The sequence below is a fragment of the Paenibacillus sp. P22 genome (assembly GCF_000469945.2).
GTDB classification, from domain to species: domain Bacteria; phylum Bacillota; class Bacilli; order Paenibacillales; family Paenibacillaceae; genus Paenibacillus_O; species Paenibacillus_O humicus.
In genome coordinates, this window is sequence record NZ_CBRA020000183.1 from 1 (window position 1) to 26673 (window position 26673).

At 58.8% G+C, this 26673-nt stretch carries 23 protein-coding genes and 1 pseudogene; 19 read left to right on the forward strand and 5 right to left on the reverse strand.

Annotated elements, in window-relative coordinates; translation table 11 throughout:
- Nucleotides 1–345: 345 nt before the first annotated feature.
- Nucleotides 346–999 carry a hypothetical protein gene (locus BN871_RS21470; protein WP_053087027.1) on the reverse strand — a complete coding sequence of 218 codons (654 nt, stop codon included), beginning with the start codon at nt 997–999 and terminating at the stop codon, nt 346–348.
- Here BN871_RS21470 and BN871_RS30350 point away from each other — a divergent pair.
- Together BN871_RS30350 and BN871_RS29355 are read left to right on the forward strand one after the other, a co-directional pair.
- Nucleotides 961–1239 (forward strand): annotated as a pseudogene (locus tag BN871_RS30350) (SDR family NAD(P)-dependent oxidoreductase); the annotation flags it as partial. The gene BN871_RS21470 and the pseudogene BN871_RS30350 sit on opposite strands and share 39 nt — an antisense overlap.
- Before the next feature lie 61 nt (nt 1240–1300).
- Nucleotides 1301–1693, forward strand: coding sequence for a 3D domain-containing protein (locus tag BN871_RS29355; protein WP_374725892.1), 393 nt, complete (start codon nt 1301–1303; stop codon nt 1691–1693).
- 18 nt (nt 1694–1711) lie between these two features.
- On the opposite strand, the gene BN871_RS21480 is transcribed toward BN871_RS29355, so the two are convergent.
- Entirely contained in the window at nt 1712–2170 is a 459-nt protein-coding gene (locus BN871_RS21480) for an Lrp/AsnC family transcriptional regulator (RefSeq protein WP_048748710.1), read from the reverse strand.
- A 424-nt stretch (nt 2171–2594) separates the two neighbouring features.
- Between BN871_RS21480 and liaF the strand changes: the two genes are divergently transcribed.
- The 14 genes from liaF (at nt 2595) to serC (ending at nt 19722) form a co-directional block, all read left to right on the forward strand.
- Nucleotides 2595–3704 (forward strand): cell wall-active antibiotics response protein LiaF, encoded by a 1110-nt coding sequence (liaF, locus tag BN871_RS26315; RefSeq protein ID WP_021881650.1) that lies wholly within the window; start codon nt 2595–2597, stop codon nt 3702–3704.
- Nucleotides 3705–3713: 9 nt separating this feature from the next.
- A complete protein-coding gene (locus BN871_RS21490) occupies nt 3714–4751 on the forward strand; it encodes a sensor histidine kinase (protein WP_048748711.1) in 1038 nt (345 codons plus the stop codon).
- Nucleotides 4748–5404 carry a response regulator transcription factor gene (locus tag BN871_RS21495; protein ID WP_048748712.1) on the forward strand — a complete coding sequence of 219 codons (657 nt, stop codon included), beginning with the start codon at nt 4748–4750 and terminating at the stop codon, nt 5402–5404. Before BN871_RS21490 ends, BN871_RS21495 begins: the two co-directional genes overlap by 4 nt.
- 144 nt (nt 5405–5548) lie before the next feature.
- Nucleotides 5549–5968 (forward strand): YugN family protein, encoded by a 420-nt coding sequence (locus tag BN871_RS21500; RefSeq protein ID WP_048748713.1) that lies wholly within the window; start codon nt 5549–5551, stop codon nt 5966–5968.
- A 236-nt stretch (nt 5969–6204) separates the two neighbouring features.
- Complete coding sequence (locus BN871_RS21505) at nt 6205–7800, forward strand: S1C family serine protease (protein ID WP_049867930.1); 1596 nt, start codon at nt 6205–6207, stop codon at nt 7798–7800.
- Nucleotides 7801–7962: 162 nt separating this feature from the next.
- Complete coding sequence (locus BN871_RS21510; protein WP_048748714.1) at nt 7963–8658, forward strand: response regulator transcription factor; 696 nt, start codon at nt 7963–7965, stop codon at nt 8656–8658.
- 2 nt (nt 8659–8660) lie between these two features.
- Nucleotides 8661–10136, forward strand: coding sequence for a cell wall metabolism sensor histidine kinase WalK (locus BN871_RS21515; RefSeq protein WP_048748715.1), 1476 nt, complete (start codon nt 8661–8663; stop codon nt 10134–10136).
- A gap of 64 nt (nt 10137–10200) precedes the next feature.
- Nucleotides 10201–11151 (forward strand): 4-hydroxy-3-methylbut-2-enyl diphosphate reductase, encoded by a 951-nt coding sequence (locus tag BN871_RS21520; RefSeq protein WP_048748716.1) that lies wholly within the window; start codon nt 10201–10203, stop codon nt 11149–11151.
- A 13-nt stretch (nt 11152–11164) separates the two neighbouring features.
- Complete coding sequence (locus BN871_RS21525) at nt 11165–11695, forward strand: DUF2062 domain-containing protein (RefSeq protein ID WP_021879082.1); 531 nt, start codon at nt 11165–11167, stop codon at nt 11693–11695.
- Between the two features lie 172 nt (nt 11696–11867).
- The gene (locus BN871_RS21530; protein WP_048748717.1) at nt 11868–14270 is read left to right on the forward strand and encodes a glycosyltransferase family 39 protein; all 2403 of its coding nucleotides are present in this window, start codon (nt 11868–11870) and stop codon (nt 14268–14270) included.
- A gap of 13 nt (nt 14271–14283) precedes the next feature.
- Nucleotides 14284–15327, forward strand: coding sequence for a glycosyltransferase family 2 protein (locus BN871_RS21535; protein WP_083436578.1), 1044 nt, complete (start codon nt 14284–14286; stop codon nt 15325–15327).
- 289 nt (nt 15328–15616) lie between these two features.
- Nucleotides 15617–16678, forward strand: a complete 1062-nt coding sequence (gene aroF / locus BN871_RS21540; RefSeq protein WP_048748718.1) for a 3-deoxy-7-phosphoheptulonate synthase — start codon at nt 15617–15619, stop codon at nt 16676–16678.
- Nucleotides 16679–17011: 333 nt separating this feature from the next.
- The gene (gene glnA / locus BN871_RS21545) at nt 17012–18436 is read left to right on the forward strand and encodes a type I glutamate--ammonia ligase (protein ID WP_048748719.1); all 1425 of its coding nucleotides are present in this window, start codon (nt 17012–17014) and stop codon (nt 18434–18436) included.
- Between the two features lie 197 nt (nt 18437–18633).
- The gene (gene serC, locus BN871_RS21550; protein ID WP_048748720.1) at nt 18634–19722 is read left to right on the forward strand and encodes a 3-phosphoserine/phosphohydroxythreonine transaminase; all 1089 of its coding nucleotides are present in this window, start codon (nt 18634–18636) and stop codon (nt 19720–19722) included.
- Nucleotides 19723–19832: 110 nt separating this feature from the next.
- Here serC and BN871_RS21555 read toward each other — a convergent pair whose 3' ends face one another.
- Nucleotides 19833–20510 carry a response regulator transcription factor gene (locus BN871_RS21555; RefSeq protein WP_048748730.1) on the reverse strand — a complete coding sequence of 226 codons (678 nt, stop codon included), beginning with the start codon at nt 20508–20510 and terminating at the stop codon, nt 19833–19835.
- A 174-nt stretch (nt 20511–20684) separates the two neighbouring features.
- On the opposite strand from BN871_RS21555, the gene trmL reads away from it, so the two are divergent.
- From trmL to BN871_RS21570, 3 genes are all read left to right on the forward strand, one after another.
- Nucleotides 20685–21149 (forward strand): tRNA (uridine(34)/cytosine(34)/5-carboxymethylaminomethyluridine(34)-2'-O)-methyltransferase TrmL, encoded by a 465-nt coding sequence (gene trmL, locus BN871_RS21560; protein ID WP_048748721.1) that lies wholly within the window; start codon nt 20685–20687, stop codon nt 21147–21149.
- Between the two features lie 180 nt (nt 21150–21329).
- On the forward strand, nt 21330–21578 hold the full coding sequence (locus tag BN871_RS21565; RefSeq protein WP_048748722.1) for an AbrB/MazE/SpoVT family DNA-binding domain-containing protein: 249 nt from the start codon (nt 21330–21332) through the stop codon (nt 21576–21578).
- Nucleotides 21579–21817: 239 nt separating this feature from the next.
- Nucleotides 21818–22795: an aldo/keto reductase gene (locus tag BN871_RS21570; RefSeq protein ID WP_048748732.1), complete on the forward strand. Its 978-nt coding sequence runs from the start codon at nt 21818–21820 to the stop codon at nt 22793–22795.
- A 254-nt stretch (nt 22796–23049) separates the two neighbouring features.
- Here the strand turns inward: BN871_RS21570 and BN871_RS21575 are convergent, their stop codons facing one another.
- Nucleotides 23050–24657, reverse strand: a complete 1608-nt coding sequence (locus BN871_RS21575) for a helix-turn-helix domain-containing protein (protein ID WP_048748723.1) — start codon at nt 24655–24657, stop codon at nt 23050–23052.
- Between the two features lie 52 nt (nt 24658–24709).
- On the reverse strand, nt 24710–26437 hold the full coding sequence (locus tag BN871_RS21580; protein WP_048748724.1) for a sensor histidine kinase: 1728 nt from the start codon (nt 26435–26437) through the stop codon (nt 24710–24712).
- Between the last annotated feature and the right edge of the window lie 236 nt (nt 26438–26673).

A 26673-nucleotide genomic window follows, 5' to 3' on the forward strand; every position in this document is an offset into this window, starting at 1 on the left:
AAACCTTTAACTACGTAGTCCCATTCTTCGATTTCCGAGTTGATCCATAACCTGTTGAACGGGTACGCCAGCCAATCTCATTTCAATCGCTTGCATCTTTATCTCTACCGCATAGCTAACTCTTGTTGCCAACGTAAAAACACCTCCAAGGTTGTCTCCCATATCTGTCGACATGGTTGCATTCTTCTTGAAGGTGTTTTTAATTTGTCTCACGTAACGGGGTCAGTCCCCGGCGCTGACTTGCAGCGCCGGCTTTTTTCTAGGCAAAGGTGCCTTCCTTTATCCACATCCACATTCCGTCTGCTCTCTGCCGGCCTCTCGCGGAACTCGCCGGCCGCATCCGATTCAGCGCTTCAAGCGCTCCAGGAGCGTCCTTGCATCCACGGTACGGCTTCCCACGTCGCCATGGTGCATCTCCCCGCCGCGGCTGCCGTGGTAGTCGGAGCCGCCGGTTGCAAGAAGGCCGTGCCTCTCGGCAAGACGCAAGTACTTGCGTTCCTCCTCCGGCGTATGGTCGGAGTGAAAGGCTTCGATTCCGGCCAGGCCCCCGGCTGCGGCAAGCCTCTCTACTTCAGCGTCGTCGCGGTACAGGCCGGGATGGGCCAGCACCGCAACTCCTCCGGCCTCGGCGATCCAGCGAATGCCCTCCTCGGGCGTCAGGCGCGGAATCTCCACATAAGCAGGAGCTCCTTCCGCAAGATAAAGCTCGAATGCTTCGCGTACGGTGGATACGACGCCGGCCTTCACCAGAGCGGCGGCGAAATGCGGACGTCCCACGCTCGCCGGAACGCCGCGGTCTCCCTGCGCCGCGGCATCCAGCACTTGGCGCAGCGTCAATTCGATGCCCAGCTGTCCAAGACGCTGCAGCAGCAGCTCGTTGCGCCGTTCGCGGACCTTCCCTTGCGAGGAGAGGCGCTCGATCCAGAGCGGATCGCTGGGATCCGGGCCGTATCCGAGCACATGGATGTCCTTGCCGTTCCGAGCCGTGCTCAGCTCCACGCCCGGAATGACGATGACGCCGGAGCGCTCTCCTTGAAGCTTCGCCTAYYTGAAGAAACAAAGCGGTTATTTGGCCCAATCGATATCCTGGTGAATAATGCCAGCATCTTTCGGTTCGCGACTCTTGAGGCAATAACCGAGGATGAATTTCACAGTCACTTTAATACCAACGTTCTGGGGCCGATCCTGACCAGCAAAGAAGCCGTCCAGCATTTCGGAACAAAAGGMKGCMRKATCAGCCGCCTCGTCCGCGCCGGAGCAGCCGCAGCAGGACGGGCTTGCCCCGGTCAAGAGCATCTCGGTGCTGGCGACAGGTTATACGGCCGGAATCGAATCGACCGGCAAAAGGCCCGGACATCCGCTTTACGGCATTACCCGTTCAGGCGTCAAGGTCAAGCGGGGGCAGGTGTCGACGATCGCCGCGGACACGAAGGTGCTTCCGATAGGGACGCTGCTCTTCATACCCGGATACGGCTATGGGGTCGTAGCGGACACCGGCTCCAAGATCAAAGGCAAGCGGATCGACCTTTACTTCGACACGACCCGCCAGGTCTACAAGGAGTGGGGAAAGAAACAGGTCACGGTGCAGGTGATCCGATATGGCTCCGGCAAGCTCGACCAGCGCATGCTGAACCGGCTGAATGAAACGGTGAAAGCGGGCGGCGTGCAGGAGCCGAAGAAAATCAAGCTATGAAAAAACCGCCGGCCGGCCTTATACGTCAAGGCCGCTGGCGGATTTGAACTTGCGGATCATGAGCTGGGTCTGAACATTGACAACCCCTTCCAGAACGTAAAGCTTGTCGTACAAAAACTTCTCGAGCTCATTCTCGTCCCGCAGCAGGGCGTGGACATGCAGCGTGCTGGAGCCGGTCATCTGATAGATGTTGACGACCTGCATCTCCTCCGACAGCTGCTGTCCGACGGTGTCGACGCAGCGCGGCTCGACCTGGACCTCGAAGAAGGCGGATACCGTACGGCCAAGCTTGGCCACGTTGACGCGGACCGTGAAATGCTCAAGCACGCCGCTCTCCAGCAGGGATTCGACTCTCTTCTGGATGGCGACGCGAGAGAGGCTCAGCGTTTCCCCGATCTTGGCGTAGGGCATCCTTCCGTTCTCTAGGAGCAGCTGTACAATCTGTTGATCGATATCGTCCAAATGGGGGAGTTTCATTGAAGCAGACTCCTTTCGCAAGCTGATCTCGTGTTAATAAACATAACATAATCATTCGACATTGAATAGTCATTTTTTGATTTCGAACAGCAAGCTTGCCCCACTGATTTGACGCTTTACGTAATTAAATCGCTGCAATTCCGCGGATATGAATACGGTGAATCCAGATTCTTTCCATTTAGGAATGAAATAAATGTTATATGCATGTTAGATTAAAAGCCGTTTTTGAATGCCGTCCTTGTTTCCGCTGCCGCTTGCCGCCTCTTCGCTCGCGGCAGCGGCTATTTTTGTTTCCTTTATTTAGTGCTTGCCTCCGTCTGCAGACGGAGAAGGGAATCAACCGTCAGACTCTACCTCCATGCAGTTCGGCACGTTATAATGAGGACACGAAAGCAGATGACAACGGCAAGGAGATGTCGATCGCATGAAACAAACCCATATATGCCGAGTCCTCGGAGGACTGGCCATAACGGCAGTCGGCGGCTTGTTCATCCTGCACCAGATGGGATTGCTCGGCTTCCAGCATCTGGACATCGGAGGGTTCATCAGCCGGTATTGGCCGCTTGTTCCGCTCTTAATGGGGCTGTCCACGCTGTTCTCGGGAGGATCGCTCTGGGCCGGCGCGGCGATGGTGCTGTTCGGACTCGTGATGCTGGGGCGCAACATGGGATTTTCGTATTGGTCGTTCGGCGACGCGGCGCAGTTTCTGCTCCCGGTCGTGGCCATCGTGTTCGGACTGAGGATGGTTTTCTCGCGCGGCGGCCGGCGGCAGCGTCCTGAAGAACCGGAAGACGACGGGGAATGGACCTCGTATACTTCCTATCAAGGCCCCGTTCCCCCGGCTCCTCCGCTGCATCCGGACCCGCTGCATCCGGAAGCAGGACCCGGAAGGCCGGGAGATGGCGGAAAGGACGGGAAGAAAGGACAGTCGGCATACGGCGGCGCTCAGCCCTCGGCCGGCAATGCCGGAGGCAGATACGATGAGCGGGAATCCGCGTGGACGCCCGAGCCGGGCCAGCCGATGGACTGGAAGCGGGCCAAGCATGAATTCAAACAGGCGAGGCGCGAATACCGGAATGCGCACCGGCGCCATCACGGGCATGGACGCAGCAGGCACAATCATGGCCGAACGGAATGGTGGAACACCGATCCCAACGCCCAGACACGCTCCAACTTCATCGGGGATATCCATCTGGGCCATGATTACTGGGATCTCGTTCCGCTCAACATCTCCCATTTCATCGGAGACACCGTGCTGGATCTGACTCGCGCGAACATTCCGATGGGAGAGACGAAAATTACGATCAGCTCTTTCATCGGAGATGTGAAAGTATTCCTTCCCGCCGATTCGGATGTCGGCATCCAGGTCGTATCCAGCGCCTTCATCGGCGATTCCAAGGTGCTTGGACGCAAGGAAGGCGGGATGTTCCAGCATTCGGATACGCAGAGCCCGAGCTTCCGCGAATCGGAACGCAAGATCAAGCTGGTGTGCAGCACATTTATCGGAGATGTCCGGGTGACGAAGGTTGGGTGAGGTCGGGACATGGTCGTAAAGCTGCTTAGAAGCGGCAGGCTGGAGCTGATATCGTTCTTCGTGCTCAGCACGGTCGTGCCATGGTGTGTCATGTACTGGATCAAGCATGGATGGATGCACGAAGCGTCTCCCGGACAGCTGTGGCTGACGGGGACGCTTCTGTGCCTGATTGTGAGCATCGGCCTCGGATATTGGATCGGCAAGCGTCAGCAGAACCGCATCGACGCCGTGCATCTGGCGCTCAAGCAGGCTGCGAGCGGCAATCTGGCGGCTCGTCTGCCGGAGGGGGAAGGATATTCGCTGGCGGGAGCTTACCACGAGTTCAACCTCATGGCCGAAACGCTGGAAAGGAAGCTCCAGGTCATGCAGCGGCAGAACGAGATCCGCGTGCTGCAGCAGGCGGCTTCTAATGAAGAAGCCGTTCTGGAGGAGCGCAAGCGGCTGGCGCGGGACCTGCATGATACCGTCAGCCAGCAGCTGTTCGCCATTCATATGTCGGCCTCTTCCCTGCCCAAGCTGCTCGAGATCAGTCCCGAGCGGGCCGGCGAAGTCATGAAACAGCTCATCACGATGTCCTCCCACGCTCAGAAGCAGATGAGAGGTTTTATCGCGCAGCTGCGGCCGCTGGAGCTGGAGGGCCGCTCGCTCGAGGATGCGCTGGCGCGCTGGTTCCCGGATTACTGCAGGCAGAACGGGCTGCAAGGCGTCCTCGACTGGAGGGTGGAGGAAGCGGTTTCCGAGGCCAAGGAGCATCAGCTGTTCCTGATCGTCCAGGAAGCGATGGCCAACGTCGTGAAGCACGCGGGGGCCGGCAGCGTCACGCTGTCGTTGTCGGATACGCCGAGCAGCCTGACCTTGGTGCTGCAGGACGACGGCCAGGGCTTCCGGGCGGACCAGGTCCGCCCGGGCTCCTACGGCCTCTCGACGATGCAGGAGCGAGCGATGCAGCTGGGCGGCGATGCGGCCATTATCAGCAAGCCGGGAGGAGGCACGCGGATCCGCGTGTCGCTGCCGAAATACGGAACAGAGGAGCGGGGAGAACAATGACGGGAACCGAATGCTGCCGGATCATGATCGTGGACGACCATGACATGGTCCGTACGGGCTTGAGGACTTATTTGATGCTGGAGCCCAAATTCGAGGTGGTCGCGGAAGCGGGCAGCGGCGAGGAAGCGCTGCGCCTGCTGGACGGAATGGAGGAGCTTCCTCATCTCGTCCTGATGGACTTGATGATGCCGGGCATAGACGGCGTAGAGGCGACGCGCCGCATCACGGAGAATTTTCCATCCGTAAAAGTCGTGCTTCTGACCAGCTTCCTGGAGGATGAGAAAGTCGTCGCGGCCGTCGAGGCCGGAGCGGTCAGCTACGTGCTCAAGACCGTCAGCTCCGAGGAGCTCATCTATGCGCTCAGCGGCGCGCTGCGGGGCATGCCCGTCATGACGGCGGATGTCTCGCAGGCGCTCACCCGCGGGCTTCGCCAGCGCTCCGCGCAGATCGTCGACGAGGGATTGACGGAGCGGGAGAAGGAAGTGCTGCTTCTCGTCGCGGAAGGCCAGGCCAACAAGGAAATCGCCGAAGAGCTTCATATCAGCATCAAAACGGTTAAGACACATGTAAGCAACCTGCTGATGAAATGCGAGGTCGAGGACCGGACGCAGCTGGCGGTCTATGCCCATCGCAAAGGATGGGTCAAATCCTGATCGGCCAGCGGTTGGATTCGGACGGAAGCACGGCATGCGGAAGGGTTCGGGACGAAAACGCGGCCGTCCGGCCGTTTTCCGGCACATAACGCCCGATCCGGCAGGGAATGCTGACCATATCGAAGCTGACAAGGAGAGATATCCATGATTGAGATCGCATCCCCATTGGAATCGACCGAGCATGACTTCGTACAGATCAAGCGCGTGCTGGATAAGCAGGGCTTCGTGCTGGGAGGTAATTGGGATTACGGCAACGGATCCTTCGACTTGAATCTGGACGAAAAGAACAAGGTATGGCTGCGCTTGCCGTTCGACGTGCTGCGCGGCAACGTGGACGACCAGACCGAGGACAACGACGCCTCTATCAAGCTGACCACTCCGTACGTGCTTCGCCATCTGTACCGGGAAGGCAACGATCCGGAAGCGAAGATGCGCACGGTAGGCGCGCTGTTCGACCAGTTCCAGGCTCCCGTCGACCCGGATGCCGACGTCGCCCCGGAATGGGTGGAGAAAGCCAGGCAGGTGCTTGGCGACACCGAGGAGCAGCTCAACGTTCCCCGCTGAATCTATCTTTTGGGCAAGGCCTTTGACCCGTTCCGGCGGAATCAAAGGTTTTTTATTTTGTCTTATGCCCTTTTTCAGTTTCTTTTAAGGTAGATTGTGCAAGATAGACACATAACCATTCCACGCTGGTTCCACGGACGTGCATGGCCGCGGGCAAGCCACTTCCGCAGGCAGTCCGGCGCCTCCCGCGGGGAGGATGAGGGAGCTCATTTCATAGAATCGAGGAGGAATTTTCGATGGAAGACAATCGCAATGGCAACGGCCGGTTCGACGGATTCTGGGACGAAGAGAACAAGAAAAACGAGGAGCGCGCAAAACAGGATTCGCCGGACAACTCCGGCGGCGAGCGCCAGGAAGGCTCCTCGTACTACTATTCTTACGGCCCCTTCCGCCAAGGACAGCCGGATCGGCAGGAGCCGCGCCGGGAAGGGCAGCCTTCCGGGAGCTACGGCGCTTCCGAGGAGCGCCCGCAGGAGGGTCATTCGCGCGAGGTCGTCGTGACGCCTCCCCGCCAGCTGCGCCCGTTCGTACCGGCCGCCCATGCAGGCAAGGGCGAATGGCAGACCGGCGGCGGAAGCGGCGGCAAGCGGCGCGGAGGAGGCTTCCGCACCGCGGCGGTTTCCTTCCTCGCCGGCGTAATCGCAGTCGGCGGCCTGATGTGGGCGTCGGATGAGAACGACTGGTTCACGAAGGGACAGGCGCTGACCTCTTCGGGCGTCGTATCGGGCCAAGGAGACAACACGGCGGCTGCCAGCAAGGTTTCCACGGCGGCCGACACGACCCGTCCGATGAACATCTCGCAAATATCGGAAAAAGCTTCGCCGGCGGTCGTCCTGATCACGACCTACAGCAACGCCAGCAGCTCTTACGGCGGCGGCCTCGACAGCGATCCGTTCTTCCGCCAGTTCTTCGGCGACCAGTTCGGAGGAGGCGGCAGCAGCCGCGGCCAGCAGGGCGGAGAGCTTCAGGAGACGGGGCTCGGCTCCGGATTCTTCTTCGAGAAGGACGGCTATATTCTGACGAACCAGCACGTCATCGACGGCGCGCAGCAGATCAAGGTCAAGGTGCAGGGCACGACCAAGGAGCTGGAAGCGAAGCTGCTCGGAGCCCGCAAGGATCTCGATCTCGCCGTGCTCAAGGTAGAGCCGCAGGACGGCAAGGACTTCCCGACGCTGCCGCTCGGCGACTCCGAAGCCAGCAGCATCGGCGACTGGCTCGTCGCTATCGGCAACCCGAACGGCTTCGATCATTCCGTTACGGTAGGCGTGCTCAGCGCCCGCGAGCGTACGATCCAGGTCGCTTCGGAATCCGGCGGCACCGCTCGGAACTACCAGCATCTGCTGCAGACGGACGCCTCCATCAACCCCGGCAACTCCGGCGGTCCGCTGATCAACATGAACGGCGAAGTCATCGGCATCAATACCGCCATCAGCGCGGACTCGCAGGGCATCGGCTTCGCGATTCCGACGAGCACGATCAAGGAAGTCGTGGATCAGCTGAAGGCCGGCCAAAGCTCGGCTCCAAGCCCGTTCATCGGCGCGACGCTGGCTGACATCACGGACCAGATGAAGCAGGAGCTCGGCCTCAGCAGCACGGAAGGCTCCATCGTCCGGGAAACGACGTTCAATGCTCCGGCCTACAAGGCGGGCCTGCAGCAGTATGACGTCATCACCGGCATGGACGGAACGAAGTACAAAACGAAGGAAGATCTGATCGCGGTCATCCAGAAGAAAAAAGTCGGCGACAAGGTGACGATGAACGTCATCCGCAACGGCAAGAAGATGGACATCACGATCGAGATCGGCGACAAGAGCAAGTACAACGTCGAATAACCGTACGGCGAATGTCCGGTTGTTCCGGAGCGCAGGCGTAGTCACGCCTGCGCTCCTGTTATGTCCGCCCCGCCGGGGAAGCGGGACGGACCGGCTGCGGTTTTCAATTCGCCGCCGGCTGAGGTAGGATAGAATCAACGAGCAAGCGAGGGGAGCTGGGCCATGAGACCGCATATCGTGGTGGTAGACGATGACGAGAAGATTACATCCATGCTGCGCCGCAGCCTGGCGTTCGAGGGATACGAGGTCACGACGGCCGGCAACGGGCTGGAAGGGCTGAAGGCGCTGCTCGGAGCCGATCCGCAGCTGCTGATCCTTGATGTCATGATGCCGCAGGTGGACGGCTGGGAAGTATGCAGGCGCGTCAGGGAAGGCGGCAGCGCCGTGCCGATCCTGATGCTGACCGCCAAGGACGATATCCATGACCGCGTGAAGGGGCTCGATCTCGGCGCGGACGATTATCTGGTGAAGCCGTTCGCGCTCGAGGAGCTGCTCGCGCGGGTGCGCGCGCTGCTGCGCCGCAAGCCGGACAAGCTGGAGGAGCCGGGCAACCGGCTGTCCTTCGAAAATCTCATTCTCGACCTGGATTCCCGCGAAGCGATGCGCGGCGGACGCCGCATCGAGCTGACCGCCAAGGAATTCGACCTGCTCCACCTGTTCATGCAGAATCCGAAGCGAGTCCTTACCCGCGACTCCATCATGGACAAGATCTGGGGCTACGATTACAGCGGGGAGTCGAACGTGCTGGAAGTCTATATCGCCATGCTGCGGCAGAAAACCGAGGATGCCGGTACGGACAGCCGCCTGATCCAGACGGTACGGGGCACCGGTTACGTCCTCCGCGGAGGAGTGAGCTAGAAGTGTCCATCCGATTCAAGCTTACGCTTACCTACAGCGCGATTCTTGCCGTCATCCTCATCGTCATGGGGGGGACGGTTTATGCTTTCCAGAGCTATAAGGCCTATTCCGACGTGAAGAACAAGCTGGAAGCCCAAGGGAAGGATTTGAGCAACCAGATTCAGCAATACAGCATCTTGGATCCCGGGCAGCTGCGGGTGAAGCCTTCCTCTCTGCAGCAGGAAAAGTCCTACATCCAAATTGTTGATTACCGTGCGGGAACCTACAGGCTTTCTGCGGAAATGGAACAGTACCATCTTCTTTTTCCCTTTGAGAAGGATCCTGCGCTTGTTGCCGAAAAAGCCCGGTTCGCCAAAACCAATGTCAATGGCTATCCCTTTTACGTCTACCAGTGGCCGATTGTGGACATGAGCTCCAAGGTCGTGGGACTGCTGCAAGTGGGGTATCTTATTAATGTCCAGGACAATTCGCTGCAGCAGCTCCGCACGATTCTCGTCTTCACCTCGCTGATCGGCCTCGTCGTCGCTTTCACCGTCGGGATGCTGATGGCCCGCCAGTCGCTGCGCCCGATCGAGATCGTCATCCAGGCTGCGGAGCAGATCGAGAAGGGCTCCGACCTCAGCATGCGCATCGCCTGGAATGGTCCGAACGACGAGCTTGGCAAGCTGACCGATACGCTGAACGGGATGTTAGGACGCATGGAGCTGGCCTACAACGAGCTGGACGAAGCTTACGACGCGCAGCGCCGATTCGTCTCCGACGCCTCCCATGAGCTGCGTACGCCGCTGACGACGATCCGCGGCAATATCGATCTGCTCGAAAAAATCTGGAAGCCGGCTCTCGAAGACGGTACGAACCGCATCCCCGAGGTTTCCGAGCATGAAGCGATGCGCCAGGAAATGTCCCGCGAGGCGATGAGGGATATCGGGGACGAGGCGCGGCGGATGAGCCGGCTCGTCAACGATCTGCTCGCCCTGGCGCGGGCCGACGCGGGCTTCGTCATGGAGAAGAAGCCGGTGGAGCTGACTGCGGTCGTCGAGGATGTCGTGCGGCGCGCTTCCATGCTGCCGCGCACGGCAAGCTGGAAGCCGGGGGATCTTTCTTCCCTGGAGGGAGTCGGCGTCCTCGGCAACGAGGATTATTTGCGCCAGCTGCTCTTCATCTTCATCGAGAACGCGTTCAAGTACACGCCGGAGGGCAGCGTCATGCTGAGGGCCGTCGTCAGCGGCGCCCAGGCAGGCATCATTATCCAGGATACCGGCCTCGGCATGGAGCCCGAGCAGGTTCCCCATATCTTCGAGCGGTTCTACCGCGCAGACGAATCGCGCGGAATTACAAGCGGCACCGGGCTCGGACTGTCCATCGCGAAGTGGATCATCGACGAGCATGAAGGCTCCGTCGAGGTGCGGACGATTCCGGGAGCGGGAACGACGTTTACGGTTTGGCTGCCTATCGCCTTTTCTGTGCATGTCGAATAGAGTATAATGAATACAGTGCGGCCGTACCGGATAGTTCAAGCCGGCCGGGAAAGCAGGTATTTCGATGGAAGTGGTCAAGATTTCGCCGCGCGGCTATTGCTACGGCGTCGTGGATGCCATGGTGCTGGCTCTTCAGACGGCTCGCAACCTGGATCTGCCGCGTCCTATATACATTCTGGGCATGATCGTTCACAACGGCCATGTGACGGAGGCATTCAAGGAAGAAGGCATCATTACGCTCGACGGGGAGAACCGCTTGGAGATTCTCGAGCAGGTGGAGAAGGGGACGGTCATCTTCACCGCGCACGGAGTGTCGCCGGAGGTGCGGCGCCGCGCCAAGGAGAAGGGGCTGACGGTCGTCGATGCGACCTGTCCGGACGTGACGAAGACGCATGATCTCATCTCCGAGAAGACCGCAGAGGGCTACCATATCATCTATATCGGCAAAAAGGGCCATCCGGAGCCGGAAGGCGCGGTCGGGGTCGCTCCCGATTTCGTGCATCTCATCGAGAGAGAAGCGGACATCGAGGTGCTGGATGTACCCGGAGACCGGATTCTCATCACGAATCAGACGACGATGTCCCAGTGGGATATCCGGCATCTCATCGCGAAGCTGCTGGAGAAGTACCCTGCGGCCGAGATCCACAACGAGATTTGCCTGGCTACGCAGGTTCGCCAGGAGGCGGTGGCCGATCAGGCCGGGCAGGCCGAGCTGACGATCGTCGTCGGCGATCCGCGGAGCAACAACTCCAACCGTCTTGCCCAGGTATCGGAGGAGATATCTGGGGTGCCGGCTTATCGGATCGCCGACTTGTCGGAGCTCAAGCTGGAATGGCTGCAAGGCAAGCAGCGCGTATCGGTGACATCCGGCGCTTCCACGCCGACGCCGCTTACGCGCGAGGTCGTCGATTTTCTGGAACGTTACGACGAGAAGGATGCTTCCACCTGGGAATTGAAGCGTACGGTCGACATGAAGAAGCTGCTTCCCAAGATCAAGACCAAGTCGGGCGCATAAAGAGGGTAGGAAGATGGCTGGCAATATAGCAAAATCCAAACCGAGGCCGATGTCTGCTCGGATCGGACGCTGGATCCGGTACAAATTCATACAGCTGCTGAGGGCTCCTGGCGGTCCGTCCTTCGTGGCGATGGGCTTCTCGATCGGCTTGTTCTGTGAAATGTTCACGCTGCCCACGTACGGGCTGGCATTTTTCCTGATCTTCCCTCTGATCTATATGCTGCGCGGCAGCCTCGCTGGGGCTCTGATCGGATTCGTCATCGGGAAGGTCATCTATCTGCCGTTCGCTTATCTCCACAACAAGGTCGGCGGATGGGTGCTCCCGACACATCTCGTGTTCGACATTCCGTTTGTCGGGGCGGAGGTCAACCGGTTCCTGCTTCTCAACTTCAAGCTGATTGTAGGCGGCGTCATCGACGGCATTTGGCTGGGCGCCCTGCTGTTCTTCCCCGTCCGTGCCCTGCTGCGGTATTATGCGGCGCGGCGCAAGGAGAAGCGCAGGCTGCGCCGGGTTCTCCCGCCGACCCGTACGGTATCGGAATGATTCATTACCCCATACGGCAGATTTCAAGCGTTTCTTCTATTACATAGAAGAAGCGCTTTTTTTCTGTCCGCCCAGTTTCGTTCTATTTCTACGATCGGGAAGGTCGTTCATTTAAGGTTCATTTTGGCGACTTACAATGAGCCCATGACCCGATAGAGGAGTGGAGATAGAGATGAAGATCAGGGAGAGGGCAGGATCCGGCAGGCGGCTGGATCTGGTGCTGGCCGCCGCCATGCTGGCGTCCGCTTTTTTGAACCTGTACGGGATAGGGAAGGAAACCTACGCCAATACGTATTACACGACTGCGGTAGGCAGCATGCTGCAGAGCTGGCATAACTTCTTCTACGGCTCGCTGGACTCCGCCGGCTCGGTGACGGTGGACAAACCCCCGCTTGCCTTCTGGATCCAGACGGCGTTCGCGTACGTATTCGGCTTGCATGGCTGGAGCGTCATTTTGCCGCAAGCGCTGGCTGGAATCGGCTCGGTGCTGCTCGTCTACCTGCTCGTGAAGCCTTCCTTCGGACTCGCCGCCGCGCGCATCGCAGCCTTCGGGATGGCGCTCGCGCCGGTCGGCGTCGCGGTGGCGAGAACGAACAATATCGACGCGATGCTCGTCTTCACGCTCCTGCTGGCGGCTTGGTTTCTGCTGCGAGGAGTACGAGGGCAGCGGACGGGCAGCCTGCTGGCTTCCTTCGCCCTGATCGGAGCGGCATTCAACATGAAGATGCTCCAGGCGTACATGGTCCTTCCGGCTTTTTATCTGCTCTATCTGCTGGCGGTACGCTTCCCTTGGAAAAAGAAGCTGACGGTGCTGGCTGGAGCGACGGTTCTCATGCTGGCCGTATCCGTATCCTGGGCGGCAATCGTAGATTCCGTGCCGGCCGACAAGCGGCCCTATATAGGGAGCAGCACAGACAATTCGGTGCTGCAGCTCGCTTTCGGCTACAACGGCGTTTCGCGGCTGACGGGAGACCGCAGCCCCGGAGGCCAGGGCGGAGCCGGAGGATTCCCGGGAGCAATGGCTCCGGACGGCGCGCTGCCTGAAGGCAGCCAGGGCCAGGGTGGAATGCTGCCGGGAAATGAAGGCGGCGCCGGGCAGGACGGACAAGCGCCAAACGGAACCGGAGTGACCGGACAGGACGGCCAGCCTCAAAGCGATCGCAACGGCGCGGACGGACAAAGCCAGCGGGACGGCTCCGGCCGTTTCGAGCGGGCCGGAGGAGCGGCGGGCATTCCCGGAGGCTTCGGCGGCAATGGAGGCCGGGCTGGCGGCATGTTCGGCACCGGGGAGAAGGGGCCGCTCCGCTTGTTCCAGCAGGCTCTCTCCGGCCAAGCGAGCTGGCTGCTGCCGTTTGCCCTGATCGCGGCAGTCGCGCTGCTCTCTACATGGAGACGGAAATCCATGACGGAAAAGCACAAGGAAACGCTGTTCTGGCTGGCCTGGCTTATTCCCGTCGGCGGATTTTTCAGCATCGCCGGCTTCTTCCACTCCTATTACCTCATCATGCTCGCTCCTCCGGCAGCGGCTTTGTTCGGGGCGGGCTGGAGCGAGATGTGGGCGAAATACCGCCAAGGAAGAGGCTGGCAGATCTATCTGCTGCCGGGTGCCGTCGCGGCGACCTCGATGTTCCAATGGTACATCCTGCGTCCTTACGAGAGCACGATCGGCGTAGGCTGGTCGCTCGCCGTCGCGGGGCTTGGACTGCTCGCCGCGCTCATCCTCGCCGTCCTGAATTCGCGCGACAACAGCGCTGCGGTCCGATGGACCGCCGCCGCGGCTGCCGCGGTGCTGCTGATCGGTCCCGCCTACTGGTCGGCGACTCCGATCGTGTACGGCCAGAACTCGATGATCCCCGCAGCCGGCCCCGACGGCAAGAACAGCATGGGAGGCGGAAGGGGCGGATTTGCCGCAGCCGGGTCCAGGACCGGCGGGCAATGGGAAGCGATGAACGGAGGACAGGGCGGATGGCCGAATGCATCGGAGCGAGGCGGACGGCCGAATGCTTCCGGGCAGCCGGGAATGCAAGGAGGCTTGCAAGGCCAGCCCGGTTCGGCGGGAGACGGCGGGAGCGAGGGCTTCTCCGGCTTCCAAGGAGCCGGAGGAGGATTCCCGGGTCAAACCGGGGGCTTCCAGGGCATGCCGGGAGGAGCCGGCGGCAAGGGAGGAAGCGAGAGCTTGAACGAAGGGCTGCTCGCTTATTTGAAGCAAAACCAGACGACCGATTATTTGCTCGCCGTGTCCGATTACGGGACAGCCGCTCCTTATATTGTGGAGGCCAAGCAGAAGGTCGTCATCCTGCACGGCTTCCAGAACTCGGATCCGGTCTATGACTCCGCCAAGCTGGAGCAGCTGGTGAAGTCGGGCAAACTGAAGTATTTCCTCGTCGGAGGATCGGGCGGAGCAGGCGGCCGTGATGGCGGCAGCGACCTCAATGCCTGGATCGAAGAGCATGGCAAGGCCGTAGACGCAAGCGAGTACGGCGGTTCCCCGGCGGCAAGTCCGGAAGGAGAGACATCCGGCAGCGCCGGACCTGGACGCGGAAGCGCCGTTCTATACGAAGTGACTCTGGATTAGGGAGGCATGGAACATGAGCGAGGTTCAAGTATCGGTTGTCATCCCCGTGTACAACGAAGAAGAGGTGCTGCCGGAAACCTATCTTCGTCTGAAAAGCGTGATGGAGGGCATCGGCTGCCGCTACGAGCTGATCTTCGTCAACGACGGCAGCCGCGACCTTTCCGGGGCGATGATCGAGGATTGGTCCCGCAAGGATTCCGCCGTGCGGCTGCTTGATTTCTCGCGCAACTTCGGCCATCAGATCGCGATCACGGCCGGCATGGACCATGCCGCCGGAGAGGCGGTCGTCATCATCGATGCGGATCTGCAGGATCCGCCCGAGCTGATCGTCCCGATGCTGGAGAAGTGGCGGGAAGGCTACGACGTCGTGTATGCCAAGCGCGTCAGCAGAAGCGGAGAGACCGCGTTCAAAAAGTGGTCCGCCAGTCTGTTCTACCGTGTTCTGCGGGCATCGACGGATATATCGATTCCGGTCGACACCGGAGATTTCCGACTGATGGACCGCCAGGTGCTGGAGCAGATGAAGCGCCTGCACGAGAGCAGCCGCTTCGTCCGAGGGCTTGTCAGCTGGGTCGGCTTCCGCCAGACTGCGCTGGAGTACGAGCGCGACGAGAGATTCGCCGGGGAGACGAAATATCCGCTGAAGCGGATGGTGAAGCTGTGCCTGGACGGGATTACTTCCTTCTCGACCAAGCCGCTGAAGATTGCGGGTTACGCGGGAGCGCTGCTGTCGGCGACGGGATTCTTCTATCTGCTCGTCGTTCTATGGCAGGCGTTGTTCACCTCCGGCACGATGAAGGGCTGGGCGTCGATGATGGCGGTCATGCTCCTGTTCAACGGCTTCGTGCTTGCCATGCTTGGCGTTCTCGGCGAGTATGTGGGGCGGATCTATGAGGAGGCCAAGGGGCGGCCGCTCTATATTCTGCGGGAAGCAAGAGCTCGCCCGGTCTTCGGCGAAGGCGGCGGAGGAGCATCCGGACCCAGGAGGCCCGAAGCCTTCTCCCACCCGGGTGCGCCGGCTGTCGGAATGAGCCGGAGAAGCTCAACGGGCCGCTGACGGCCGCTCAAGAGCAGAGCTGCGCTTCTGCGCCAACATGAAGGATGAAAGCTGCGACACCGGCTCCATATCTTGAGTTCGTCCTATCTTCGATTCATGGGAATGATAGGAAATAGGCTGGCCGGTCGATATCGGCCGGCCTTTTTATGCATCAAAGCATCTCGGGGAGCATATCTTGTGGAAACGGACCTTGACGTAGGCGGAGCAACCTTGTATAGTTACTTTATTGAATAAAAGCATAAAAGCTTAAAAGCGAACAAGCGCGAAAGCGGAACGGAGCGTGTTTATTGTGATCGTCATTACCCAATCATCCATTAACGAAGAGCGCATACAGGAAATCGTATCCCATATCGAGCGTGCGGGCGTGCAGGCCCATGTCTCCCGCGGCATCGACCGGACCGTCATCGGCATTATCGGCAAGGCGGAGCCGGCCCTGGCGGAGCATCTGCGCCAGATGAAGGGCGTGGAGAATGTCATCAAGATCTCCAAGTCCTACAAGCTGGCCAGCCGCGACTTCCACCCCGACGATACGATCATCGACATCAAGGGAGTCAAGATCGGCGGCAGCAATCTTGTCATCATGGGCGGTCCTTGCGCCGTTGAGACTCCGGAGCAGATCGACGAGATTGCCCGTCTCGTCAAGGCGGCCGGCGGCCAAGTGCTGCGCGGCGGCGCCTTCAAGCCGCGAACCGGCCCGTACAGCTTCCAGGGCGTCGGCGTGGAAGGACTGGAGATGATGGCGGATGCGGGACGGCGCCACGGCCTCCTCACGATTACGGAAGTGATGACTCCTGAATACGTCGACATCTGCGCGGAGCATGCCGATATTCTGCAGGTCGGCACCCGCAACATGCAGAACTTCGATCTTCTGCGCAAGCTCGGCACGATCCGGACGCCGGTGCTGCTCAAGCGCGGCTTCAGCTCCACATACGATGAATTCCTCAACGCGGCGGAATACATCCTGGCAGGGGGCAATCCCAATGTGATGCTTTGCGAGCGGGGAATCCGCACGTTCGAGACATACACCCGCAATACGCTCGATCTGTCGGCGATTCCGGTGCTGCAAGGGCTCAGCCATCTGCCGGTCATCTCGGATCCGAGCCATGGAACGGGACGCCGCGAGCTGGTGGAGCCGATGGCCAAAGCTTCCGTCGCAGCCGGCGCCAACGGGCTCATCATTGAAATGCATACGGATCCCGACAATTCCATGACGGGAGACGGCGTCCAGTCGCTGTTCCCGGATCAATTCGCCCGCCTGCTCAAGGATTTGGAGAAGCTCGCGCCGATCGTCGGCAAGAATTTTGACACGAGCAAGGCGGAAGCGGAGCAATTTGCGGTCTGGCAGAAGTAGAAACGGCTTCCGGGAAGAGAGATAAAGAAAGCGCTTCCGCATAAATATTCACGACGCTGAATTTCGACAGCTCCTGCTAATATCGATATTGTTCGTAATACATCCGTAAACCCTTTTACGTCAAGGGATTACGGATGTTTGCGTTGAGAGCGTCCGCAGAATGTGAATATTGTATAAATGTTGTGAGTATTGCTTACACTTGTTCCAAAAATACCTGACATACCTATTGACGCTTTAAAGCAACGGTTTTATAATTACTTCAAGGTTTAGAGCCAAAGTTGAACAATCTCGGTCTTAACTAATGCTAACGTTCGGAAATGGAGGAAATTTTACATGTCAGTTCAAAGCGTATTGGACAAAATCAAAGAAAATAACATCCAGTTTGTCGATTTCCGGTTCGTGGATCTTTCCGGCCGTGCTCACCACATCACTCTTCCTGCGACGGAAGTTGACGGTGACACGTTCGTGAACGGCGTCGCATTTGACGGTTCCTCGATCCCTGGCTTCCGCGGCATCGAAGAATCTGACATGGTCATGATGCCGGATACCGGTTCGGTGTTCCTGGATCCATTCACCGATCACCCGACTTTGAACGTTATGTGCAATATCTTCACACCGGATGGCGAACGCTACGACCGCGACCCGCGGAGCATCGCCCAGAAGGCAGAGGAATTCCTCCAATCCTCCGGCGTCGGCACGACAGCATTTTTTGCCCCTGAGTCCGAGTTCTTCGTCTTTGACGACGTGCGTTACGAAAGCTCGATGAACTCTTCCTCCTACTTCGTCGATTCCGAAGAAGCGGCCTGGAACACGAACCGCAAGGAAGAGGGCGGCAACCTGGCGTTCAAAGTAGGCGTCAAAGGCGGCTACGTGCCGGTTGCCCCTGTCGATTCCCAGCAAGACCTCCGCAGCGAGATGGTCCGCCTGATGCAGGAAGCGGGACTCCGCGTCGAGCGCCATCACCATGAGGTGGCTACGGCCGGCCAAGCGGAGATCAACTTCCGCTTCGATACGCTGACCAAGACGGCCGACAATCTCCTGCTCTACAAATACATCGTGCACAACACAGCCCGCCAGTACGGCAAAGTGGCTACGTTCATGCCGAAACCGCTCTTCGGAGACAACGGCAGCGGCATGCACGTCCACCAATCGATCTTCAACGGCGATTCGCCGCTGTTCTACGAAAAAGGCGGCTACGGCAACCTGAGCGAAATGGCGCTGCATTACATCGGCGGCATTCTGCATCACGCTCCGGCGCTGATCGCGCTGACCAACCCGAGCACGAACTCCTTCAAACGCCTCGTTCCAGGCTATGAAGCGCCGGTCAACCTGGTATTCTCCAAGGGCAACCGTTCCGCTGCCGTCCGTATTCCGGTTGCAGCCGTTACGCCTAAGGGCTGCCGCATCGAGTTCCGTACGCCGGATTCCACGGCGAACCCGTACCTGTCCTTCGCGGCGATGCTGCTTGCAGGACTGGACGGCGTGAAGCGCAAAATCGATCCGACCGCACTCGGATTCGGTCCTTACGACAAGAACATCTACGAGTTGTCCGACGAAGACAAAAAAGAAATCCGCAGCGTTCCAGGATCCCTGGAAGAAGCTCTGGATGCGCTGGAAGCCGATTCCGGGTTCCTTACCGAAAACGGCGTCTTCAGCCAGGACTTCATCGACAACTATGTCGCCTTCAAGCGTCAGGAAGCCAAAGCTGTCGCTATCCGCGTCCATCCGCATGAGTACGGCCTCTATTTCGACTGCTAATCCGGACTTATCCCTTTCAAGATCAGAAGCTCCCTTATCGGGAGCTTCTTTTTTTGCTCAAAGACGAATGATCTTACATGCTTCATCATGCAGCGTTCGTGAAATTATCACTTGAACGAGAGAGGTAATCTTGTTAAGATAGCCATAACTTTATTGGAGTGTATCTTTCCAGCGACAGAGACAGGGGTGCAAGGAACATGACGAAGAGGGCTTACAATTTCAACGCAGGACCTGCGGCATTGCCGCTTGAAGTGCTTCAGCAGGCGCAGGAGGAATTTGTCGATTACAAGGGTGCCGGCATGTCCTTGATGGAAATGTCGCATCGAAGCAAGCTGTTCGAGGGCGTCAACGACGAGGCGGAGCAGCTGCTGCGGGAGCTTCTCCAAATTCCGGATTCCTACAGCGTCATGCTGCTTCAAGGCGGCGCAAGCACGCAGTTCGCGATGGTGCCGCTCAACTTCCTTCATCAGGGATTGGTCGGAGCGTACGTGAACAGCGGCAGCTGGGCCAAAAAAGCGATCAAGGAAGCGAAGCTGATCGGCGAGACGGCGATCGCCGCCACCTCGGAGGGCTCCAGGTTCACCCGCATGCCGAGTCTGGAAGAGATTGTCCTGCCTGACAACGCGGCTTATCTGCATCTGACTTCCAATGAAACGATCGAGGGCACCCAGCTTCCGTTTTTCCCAGATACGGGGGAGGTTCCGCTCATCGCTGACATGTCCAGCGACATCATGTCGAGACCGCTCGACATGAGCCGCTTCGGCATGATCTACGCCGGCGCCCAGAAAAACCTGGGGCCATCCGGCGCGACGATCGTCATCGCCCGCAACGATCTGATCGCCGGCAGTCCTGCGGCGCTGCCGACGATGTTCCGCTACGATACGCATGCCAAGTCCAAATCCCTCTACAACACACCGCCATCCTTCGCGGTCTATATGATCGGGCTTGTGCTCAAATGGCTCAAGGGCAAGGGCGGCCTGGCCGCCGTCGAGCAGACGAACAGGGACAAAGCCGCTCTCATCTACGATGCCATCGATCAGAGCGGCGGGTTCTACAGCGGCGTGGCCGACACCGGCAGCCGATCGCTGATGAACATCACGTTCCGCCTGCAGTCCGATGAGCTGGACAAGGAATTTGTCCGCCAGTCGGAGGCGGAAGGATTCGTCGGGCTTAAGGGCCACAGAGACGTCGGCGGCCTGCGCGCCTCCGCCTACAACGCCGTGCCGCTGGAGAGCTGCAAGGCGATCGCCGAGTTCATGACGGAGTTCCAGAGGAAGAACGGCTGAGCAGAGCGGACATAGGAAGAGCCCTTGCCTCTTGAGGCAAGGGCTCTTGCGTTAACTAACGGCAGGCGGTGATGAAGGAAATTCATGAAGGAAATTCATGAAGGGCGAATTCAGGCCATTGCCGCTGTCTGGTCCTTGGGGGAAGGGCCGGTAAGCTTGTATCCAACATTGCGGACCGTCATAATATACTCGGGAGACCGGGCGCTTTGTTCGATCTTGTCCCGGAGATGGCTGATATGGACGTCGACGATCCGAGTATCGCCGAGGAAGTGGTAATCCCATACCCCCTGCAGGAGCTGCTGCCGGCTCAGCACCTTGCCGCGATGGCGGCAGAGGAAGACGAGCAGCTCGAACTCCTTGGGCGTAAGCTCAACCTGCTCGCCGTTCAGATGGACCTCGCGCTTGGCGAGATCAACCTGCAGCGGTCCGACTTCGTAGCTGACTTCGGCATGGATGCCGGGATAACCTTGCATTCGTCTGAAAATCGCGCCGATCCGGGAGACGAGCTCCTGGGGGCTGAACGGTTTGGTCATATAATCGTCCGCGCCGTTGTCCAATCCCGCGATGCGGTCGGATACATCCTGCATGGCGGTAAGCATGACGATCGGAACGGCATTGCCGCGCCGGCGCAATTCCCGGCATACCTCGATGCCGTCCATCTTGGGAAGCATCAGGTCGAGCACGATGAGGTCCGGGCGGAAAGGCTTCAGCATGTCGAATACAGCCATTCCGTCGTGGACGGACCGCACTTCATAACCTGCAAGGTTGAGATTGAATTCTAGCAGCATCGAGATGGATGGTTCATCGTCAACGACCAGCACTTTTTTTCTTCGTCACCTTGTTCGGCTCCTTTTACCAGATCTTGACCCCAGTATACTGCCCGAGCTTCAGATAGGAATTAAGGCTGCGTAAAAGGAATGTAAAGTCCACCCAGAAGTTTGACCGAAAGGAAGTCGCAAACCATGTCTTATCATATCGTCCTGGTGGAGCCGGAGATTCCGGCCAACACCGGCAATATCGCCAGAACCTGCGCGGCCACCGGAGCGCATCTGCATCTTGTCCGCCCGCTCGGCTTCAATACCGACGACCGGACGCTCAAGAGAGCCGGCCTGGACTATTGGCATGCCGTCCAGGTCCATTATTACGATTCCTTTCAGGAAGTGAAGGATGCTTTTCCGGAAGGCAGGTTTTTCTACGCCAGCACCAAGGCATCCAAACGCTACGATCAGATGGACTATCGGGACGGAGACTTGCTCGTATTTGGAAAGGAAACCAAAGGGCTGCCTCCCGAGCTTGTCGCAGCCAACCTGGATACGGCGATCCGCATGCCGATGACAGGCAGCGTCCGTTCGCTCAATCTGTCCAATTCTGCGGCGATCGTCCTGTACGAGGCGCTCAGGCAATCGGACTTTCCCGGCATGGCTTGAATATTTGGCGTTCTGTCCAAAAGTTGGAGAATATTAAGCAACTATGAACAGAGGAAGGATTTGCTTCCTCCCATGGAGAATGGTAGGAGAAAAGGACATCCATACGCCCTGTTGCATGATTTGCAAGCCGAAGGGTTGGTTGTGACTAGATAATTCAGACATAAGGAGCGGATACAACCGATGAAACCGGCTGGAGTCGTACGAAAGGTCGACCAATTGGGCCGCATAGTGCTGCCCAAATCCCTGCGCAAGCGTTACCAGATGAACGAAGGAGATCCTGTGGAAATCCTCGTTCAAGGGGATCACATCATTTTGGAGCGATATCGTCCGCGCTGCGTCTTCTGCGGATCGATGGAGCAAGTGACTGATTTCAAGGAACGTTATTTGTGCTCGGAATGCATGGGCCAGATGCAGCATCTGCGCCGCTGATCGTGAAATGATGGCAGAGAAGCCCGATATCGGGGCCGATCTGGTGCAGGCAGCTTCGGAAGCAAGGCCATAAGGCCATGCTCCGGGGCTTTTTTTTGTTTTTGCGGTCTAGCCGTTCGTTCATTGGGTGCCGGAGGAAGGATGAATAATGGTTGAAATTTCCTGAATATTCAGTATGATAGGGACATTCCGGCAGCCTGCTTACAGGCCGGAGCGACAGGAGGAAGGTCCAAATGCAAATGGAATATACGAGGCTGGGCAAGACCGGACTGGAAGTATCCCGGTTATGTCTGGGATGCATGAGTTATGGAATTCCGGATCGGGGCTCCCACCCATGGACGCTGGACGAGCAGGCAAGCCGGCCGTTCATCCGGAGAGCGCTTGAGCTCGGCATCAATTTTTTTGACACCGCCAACAGCTATTCCGACGGCACGAGCGAAGAGATCGTAGGCAGAGCCCTCAAGGATCTTGCGCGCCGAGACGATGTCGTGATCGCGACCAAAGTGTATTTCCCCACGCGACCAGGCCCGAATGGCGGCGGCTTGTCCCGCAAGGCGATCCTGTCGGAGATCGACAACAGCCTGCGCAGGCTGGGCACCGACTATGTCGACCTGTACCAGATTCACCGCTGGGATCCGGGAACCCCGATCGAAGAAACGATGGAAGCACTCCATGATGTCGTGAAAGCGGGGAAAGCGCGGTACATCGGCGCTTCATCCATGTATGCCTGGCAGTTCCTGCAAGCCCAGCATGCGGCGGAGCGGGGAGGATGGACGAAGTTCGTCAGCATGCAGAACCACCTGAACCTGCTCTACCGGGAAGAAGAACGCGAGATGCTGCCTCTGTGCGAGGAGCTTGGCGTCGGCGTCATCCCCTGGAGCCCGCTGGCCCGGGGACGCCTCACCCGCGGCTGGGACCAATCCAGCGATCGCTTTGAAAGCGACCTGCTCATTCCGCGGCTGTATGCCTCCTCGGAGAATTCGGACCGGGTCATCGTCGAGAGGGTCGGGCAAGTCGCGGCGTCGCGCAGCGTGCCGCGGGCGCAGGCTGCGCTGGCGTGGGTGCTCGGCAAATCCGCCGTGACGGCGCCGATCATCGGAGCGACCAAGCCGCATCATCTGGAGGACGCCGTCGCAGCGCTGCAGCTGAAGCTGACGCCGGAGGAGACGGCCCTGCTCGAGGAGCCTTACATTCCCCATCCCGTACTCGGCCACTGAACGGAAACGACGAATAAGCCCCGGCATGATAACATGCCGGGGCTTGTCTGACGATCAGCGTCATCGGATGGGATTATAGTCCCTTGGTTTTGTCGTCGTTGTAGGCGGCTGTGAACATGGCCGTCAGGAACAGCAGGGACACGACAAGAACCACGATGAATGGAACGGACATATGTAGCACCTCCGAACGAATTGATTTCATTATACCCAACCTGCTGGAAAAAGAAAACGGTTCTATTTGTGAACAACCTGTGTCAATCCTCTTTGCGGTATTGACCTGGAGAGCAGCCCGAATGCTTCTTGAATACCTTGCTGAAATATTTCTCGTCGGAGTATCCGACTTGGCTCGAGATCTCCGCAATCTTGAGGGAAGATCCCAGCAGCAGCCGGCCGGCCTTGTCCATCCGCAGCTTCTCCACATAATCGCTGAGCGTCTGCCCCGTTTCCTGGCGGAAGCGGCGGCTTACATGCTCGCGGCTGAGAAAGAAGCGGGAAGCCAGCGTCTGCAAGGACAAGTCTTCCTCCAAATGGCCGTCGATATACGAGATCATCTCGGCGATGATGCTGCGGTCCTGGCGGACTCTTTTGAGCAGGCTTTCCATCCAGTCCAGCAGCAGCAGCCGAAACTCCTTCTCCGTCTCGTCGAGCAGCAGCCGTCCGTCTTCGGCGAAACGGAACGGCAGGGGAGCTGTACGGGACTTGGCCTGCTCGTCTTCGGCATCTTCCGGCAGGAATTCCTTAAGCAGGCGGGTAGACACCATTTCGCTCTGCCGTTCCCATAGGGCGAGGTCTCCAGGCGCGACGATGCCGGAGCGGCGGACTTTGCCGAACCATTCCGTCAAGGCGGCGGTCGCTTCCGCGGGATTGCGGATCCGCAGAGCGAGGCGGAGCGGCTCCTCCAGATCGGTCAAATGCGGAGCGTTGGAAGGCTGCACGGTTCCCGCATGGGAAATCCTCACGCCGGCGGCAAGGAGATTGCGGCGCTGAAGCGTCTGTCTGGCGGATTGGACGGACAATCCGGTCTGCTCGGCTTCCGGCACGAGCCTGCCGATGCCCGCATACAAATCGGCCTTAAGCGTCATTCGCACGGCTTCGAGAAGCCTGGCCGTCCTGTCCGCGATGAAATCATGACCTTCCCAGAACAGGGCAATCACTTCATCGGCCGCATTGGGGGACCGGAAAGCATATCCGCACTGCCATTCGCTGCGCATCAGATCGTTGAATACGTTGATGATGGCGAATTCGAGCAGCTCCTTGTCGCCGCGAAACCGCTTGAGCAGCTTCTCCTGAACCGGAAACAGGCTGAAGACGGCCGTCTGGAAAGCCCCTTGCTGCGGAAAGCCCTGGAATTCGGAGCGGAGCTGCGCGGCAGCCGGCTCGGATTCGTTCGACACCGAGGCCAGCTTGCCGAACAAGTGGCTCCAGTAGACGGGCTTGTACTGGTTCATGGCGATTCCGCTCTCGACTTGGCGCTGCCTTTCCTTCGTTTCCTGGCACCAGGATCCGATCGCGCGCCTGGAAGCTTCCATCAGCTGATCTGGATCGATCGGCTTGAGAATATAGTCGATTCCGCCGTACTTCATCGTTTTGCGTACATAATCGAAGTCGTTGTAGCCGCTTATGGCGATGATCTTCGTCTGGGGATAATGGTCGCTCAGCCATTCCATGAAGCGCAGCCCGTTCGTGATGGGCATATGCACGTCCGTCAGGACAAGCGCGGGCATATGCTCGGCGACGAGCAGCTTGGCCGCTTCGCCGTTGTCGGCTTCAAGAATGAGGTCAACGCCAAGCTCCTTCCATTCCACAAGCAGCTTGACGGCTTCCCGGGCATGGGTTTCGTCGTCGACGATCAATATATTCATGATGATGTTCTCTCCTGTCTCTATATAAAGGGGCAACGCGGAAGCCCGCTGTTCAATCCGCGGCCGGAATGACCAGCGCGACCATCAGCCCGCCAAGCGGCGCCGCTCCGGATTCGAGCTCCATGCGGGCTCTTCCGCCGGAGTGGAGCCTCAGCCTCGCAGCGACGTTGGCCAGTCCGATATGGCTGCCCGACTCGTCTCCGATCTCGCCGTCCCGGCTGATCCGCTGCCTGACGGAGGCCAGCTTGCCTTCATTCATTCCGGGACCGTTGTCGGCGATTTCGATGGTGATCCAGTTGTCCTTCAGCGTCGTGCTGATCGAGACATGGACCATGCCTCCGGCGGGATCGAAAGCATGCTTGAAAATATTCTCCACCACTGGCTGGATAATCATCCGCGGCACGGAAGCCTGCTGCGCGTCGGGATCGCCGGCAATCTCGTAGGTCAGCTTGTCGCCGAACCGGTGCCGCTGCAGCTCCAGGTAAGACCGGGTATGATCGATTTCCTGGGAAATAGAGACAAACTCCTCCGCCGTATTCATCGAGTAGCGCATCATTTTGCCGAGCTGCATGATCAGCTTGTACAGATCAGGGACTCCGCGCTGCAGCGCCGTCGTGCCGATCGATTGCAGGGCATTGTACAGGAAATGAGGATGAACCTGTGCCTGGAGCGCCTTGAGCTGATTCGTCTTGTTCGCCAGCTCGAGCCGATATTCGCGAAGGACGAGATTGTTGATCGTCTCCATCATCATCCGGAAGCGCCTGGCCAGCTGTCCGATCTCATCCGACTGGCGCAAATGGATATCGGTCTCGAGGCGGCCGGACTGGATCTGGTTGACGTAGCCCGTAAGCTGCTTGATCGGCCTGGTGATCCAGAAGGAAACGAACAGCGCCGTCAGCGTCACGAGAAGCAGGGAGCCGAGCAGCACCCATGTATTGGCCTGCGTAATCTGACGGGTCGCTCCATGCAGGACGGAAGGAGGGATGCGTTTGACGAGCACCCAATCATGATCGCCGGCTTCAAGCGATTCATAAATGAACACGCTTTTGGAGTGGGAGTCCTTCAGCTCCACGTTGCCGCTCTCCCCGGCGGAGGCCAGCTTCAGGATCGGTTCGGCCCATGGCTCCTTCAGCTTCAGGCCCTTGCCGTATTGGCCGGGGCCATAGATGATGGTTCCGTCGTGCGCGAGCAGGAACACCTCCTCGCCGCCGCCGGCGCTGTACAGCTGGGCGCAGATGGAATCGATGACTTCGGTTGTGATGTCCAGCGCAAGCGTTCCCATCTGCTTGCTGCTCGGAATTTGATAGACCGGGCGGATCAAGGTGATGACGGGCCGGGACAGGATGAGCGGCGTGGAGTTGATTCCGTAGCTGCTGCTCATATGAAGAGGCTTTATCGTGTAAGAGATGTCGGCAGGCAGCGTCGTTCCCGGCGCAGTTACGATCTGATCCGTCCTCTTGTACTGGCCCCGGGAGAAGAGATACCCGCGTTCCGCTCGGCCCGAGTGGAGGTAGACCTGATAAATCTCCTTGACCGACGAGGACATGAGCTGCAGGCTGACGAAGATCTGATTGTCGACCAGGTAATCGCTGCGTCCTGTTTCAAGCGTCCTGTACAGGGTAGTGTCCGAGTAAGGAGCGAGAGATGTTTGGAAAAAAGACTGAAAATAGTTGGCCAGATTCGTCTTGCCCTGATAAAGGAGGCTCGAGTTCTGCCGAACCGTGTCGTTGGCGACGAAATCCGCTGTCCGTGTATTGGTGATGATGAGCGATGCCAGCATCGGAACCGCGATCGCCAGCAGCAGGAAAACGGAGCAGGAAAACGGCCAGCTTGGTTCGGATGCTTCGCTTGATCCAGTAGAATTTCAAGCTCTCGATGCTCCTTTATGGGCCTATTTAACTACGCCCTTATCGTATTATAGCGGTCCCCAATGGCGGCATCAATATTTTACCCCTATTGCGTCATCATCCTCTGTGGGAGCCGTGAAAGCGAAAGCGTATACTTGAGGAAAATCGA